Raw genomic sequence first — 3,450 nt, forward strand, 5'->3', positions numbered from 1 at the left:
GGGGCGACTGCCGGTGCGGAGGGTGCGGGTGCAATCGGCGCTGGGGCTGCGGGAGCAGCCGGGGTGGGGGCTTCGACCGCCGGCGCGGCACCGGCGGGTTGCTCCTGGGCCATCGCGCTGCCGGCCGACAGGATGACGGATGCGACCAACGCCGCCAACAAACCAGTTCTCGACAACAGCTTCTTCCTTGTTCTCACAGCGGCCTGCCGCCTTCTATTTCCCGCCGCCGCATCAGATATTGTCACTGCACATAGCCGACAGGCTGGCCGGTGACGGGGTGCGCGAACACGCCCATCTCCACACCGAAAATGCCTTTCAGCACATCGCTACGCATGATTTCGCCTGGCGTGCCGCGCGTCAGCAGCTTGCCGTCCTTGAGCGCGATCAGTTCGTCGCAGTAGCGCGCCGCCATGTTGGGATCGTGCAGCACGACGACGACACATAGGTCGCGTTTGCGGCTGAGCTCCTTGACCAGCCCGAGCACCTCGACCTGATGGGCGATGTCGAGTGCCGAAATCGGCTCGTCGAGCAGCATGACGCCGGCGTTCTGCGCCACCAGCATGGCGAGCCAGGCGCGCTGGCGCTCGCCGCCCGACAATTCGTCCACCAGCCGGTCGGCAAAACCCTCCATATCGGTCAGGGCCAGCGCCTCCTCGACATGCTGCCTGTCCTCGGCGCGGAAACGGCCAAGCGCGCCATGCCAGGGATAGCGCCCGAGCGTCGCCAGTTCGCGCACGGTCAGGCCGGTCGCCGCAGGCGTCGTCTGCGGCAGATAGGCAAGCGCGCGGGCAAATTCGCGGGCACCCCATTGCGGCAACGGACGTCTGGCGAAAGTGATGGCGCCTGAACTCGTCGGCTGCTGGCGCGCCATGAGCTTGATAAGCGTCGACTTGCCCGAACCATTGTGGCCGATCAGCCCATAGACGCGCGAGCGCTCCAGTTCGAGCGAGACCGGACCGAGCAGCGTCCGCTCGCCGACGGCAAAGCGCACCGCGTCGATATGGAAGGCAGTCTGGGCATCAATTCCAGCCATGCTCATGGCTTTTCTCCAGTGCGGCCGCCCGCATTTCCAGATTCCGGCATTTCGACGGGTCGTGCCCGGTTGACTATGAAACATGACCTTACTAGTCAACATTGAAGATGACTGCAACGATCAACAAATCGTCGCGACCGGCAATATCGGCACGAAAATTTGGAAACAGGGGGCGCAAAGGATGATTTCAGGACATGGACCGATTTGGCGGAACCGGATAGCGCGCAAGCGCCTGCTGATCGCAACGGTGTCGCTGCCGGCCCTGCTTGGCTGCGGCCATGCACTGGCCCAGGAGACGGTCACCACCACCCTAGACCCGATCAAAGTCCAGGAACGTGTCGAAAGCGCTTTCGGGCCGGTCAAGGGCTACGTTGCCACAAAGGGCTCCACCGGCAGCAAGACCGACACGCCGCTGATCGAGACGCCGCAATCGATATCGGTCATCACCAGGGACCAGATGGAAGCGCAGGCCGTCGACAGCCTGAACAGCGCGTTGCGCTACACACCCGGCGCCACCGGCAATCTCTACGGCACCGACAATCGCGGCCTCGGCCTGCAGTTGCGCGGCATTTCGAACGCCAGCGGCGTCTTCTACAGGGACGGGCTGCAGCTCAAGGAGAGCAATTTCACCCTGTTCACCGCACTCGATTCCTATGGCGCGGAACGCTACGAGGTGCTGCGCGGACCGGCGTCGGTACTTTATGGCCAGGCAAGCCCCGGCGGCATCATCAACTATGTCAGCAAGCGGCCAACCGAGGAAAACCTGCGCGAGGTCGAATTCGGTGGTGGCAGCTTCAACCGGTATGAAGGCAAGTTCGACTTCAGCGGTGCCGTGAACGCCGACAAGTCGCTGCTGTTTCGCCTCACCGGCGCCGCTCACATGGGCGACACGCAGACCGACTTCGTCAAGGACGACCGCATCTTCATCGCGCCGGCGATCACCTGGCAGCCCGATGCCGACACCAGCCTGACCATCCTCGCCAACTATCAGCGCGATCGCTCGGGCTGGGCGATGCAGTATCTGCCTGCCTACGGCACGGTCATACCGGGCAAGGACGGCAAGTACCTGCCGAACAGCATGTTCGTCGGCGAACCCGGCTTCGACTCCTACAACAACGACCAGGCCTCGATCGGCTACGAATTCGATCACCGTTTCAACGAAACCTGGCAGGTTCGACAGCATGCCCGCTACGTCCACCTTACCCACACCGAGGAAGGCGTCTTTGGTGGCGGACTGACGGACTCGAACGGCCTGGAACCTTCAAGCGGCGACTACTACCGTTATGCAGATGCCGGCGGCACCAAACTCAGCGGCGTCACCATCGACAACCAGGCACAAGCCGATTTCGACACCGGGCCGCTCGCCCACACGCTGCTCGTCGGCCTCGACTACAAACGCTATACTTACCGCGACTATGCCTCGGAAGGGACCGTCGAGGACGGTTTCAACGTCTTCGATCCGGTTTACGGGTACCCGATCACCGATCTGACGCCCTACACCGATACCGACACCACCCAGCAGCAAGTCGGTCTCTATGCGCAGGACCAGGTAAAGCTCGGCAACTGGCGGCTGACCCTTGGCGGCCGCCAGGATTGGTCGGACGCCAAGGTCTACGACAATCTGGCCGGCGGCTACATTCCCGAGCAGAAGGACAACGCCTTCACCAGCCGGGCGGGGCTCGTCTATCTCGCCGACAACGGGCTTGCGCCCTATGTCAGCTACTCCGAATCGTTCCAGCCCGTGGCCGGCGCCGACAGCGACGGCAATCTGTTCGTGCCCGAGACCGGCAGGCAGTACGAGATCGGGCTGAAATACCAGCCGACCGGGTGGAATTCCTTCATTACGGCATCGGTTTTCGACCTGACCCGACAGAATGTCGTGCGCTATGGCAATGAGGGCCGGCCCGACGACATGTTCCAGACCGGCAAGATCCGCTCGCGCGGCGTCGAACTCGAGGCCGTTGCCAGCCTCGATTCCGGCTTCGACCTGAGAGCGGCCTACACCTATCTCGACACCAGGATCACCAAGGCGACTTCTGTTGTTGATGATAATGGGAGTTCGATCAGCAATGAAGGCAATACGCCCTTCGGCGTGCCGAAGCATTCCGCGTCGCTGTGGGCGAATTACACCTTCGGCAGCGGCCGCCTGGAGGGCCTGGGGCTGGGCGCCGGTGTCCGCTATGTCGGCTCGACCTATGGCGACGACGCCAACAGCTTCAAGGTCCCATCGGTCGTGCTTGCCGACGCGGCGGTGCATTACACCTGGCAGAACGCCACGCTCAGCCTCAATGCCAGCAATCTGTTGGACAAACGCTATGTCGCCTCCTGTTTCTCTTCGGGCTTCGGCTGCTTCTACGGCGAAGGCCGCAGGATCAACGGTTCGGTGAAATACACATGGTAAAAGCAATGTGGCGGGC

The 3,450-nt window shown here is 62.7% G+C and carries 2 protein-coding genes; one reads left to right on the plus strand and one right to left on the minus strand.

Features of this window, described 5'->3' with window-relative positions; all coding sequences use genetic code 11:
• Window positions 1-241: 241 nt before the first annotated feature.
• Window positions 242-1,033, minus strand: a complete 792-nt coding sequence (locus EN939_RS25895; protein WP_164748715.1) for an ATP-binding cassette domain-containing protein — start codon at window positions 1,031-1,033, stop codon at window positions 242-244.
• Between the two features lie 181 nt (window positions 1,034-1,214).
• Here EN939_RS25895 and EN939_RS25900 point away from each other — a divergent pair, with 181 nt between their 5' ends.
• Complete coding sequence (locus EN939_RS25900) at window positions 1,215-3,434, plus strand: TonB-dependent siderophore receptor (RefSeq protein WP_127270619.1); 2,220 nt, start codon at window positions 1,215-1,217, stop codon at window positions 3,432-3,434.
• The last annotated feature ends 16 nt before the right edge of the window (window positions 3,435-3,450 follow it).

The sequence above is a fragment of the Mesorhizobium sp. M7A.F.Ca.CA.002.05.1.1 genome (assembly GCF_003998335.1).
In the GTDB taxonomy this organism is placed as follows: domain Bacteria; phylum Pseudomonadota; class Alphaproteobacteria; order Rhizobiales; family Rhizobiaceae; genus Mesorhizobium.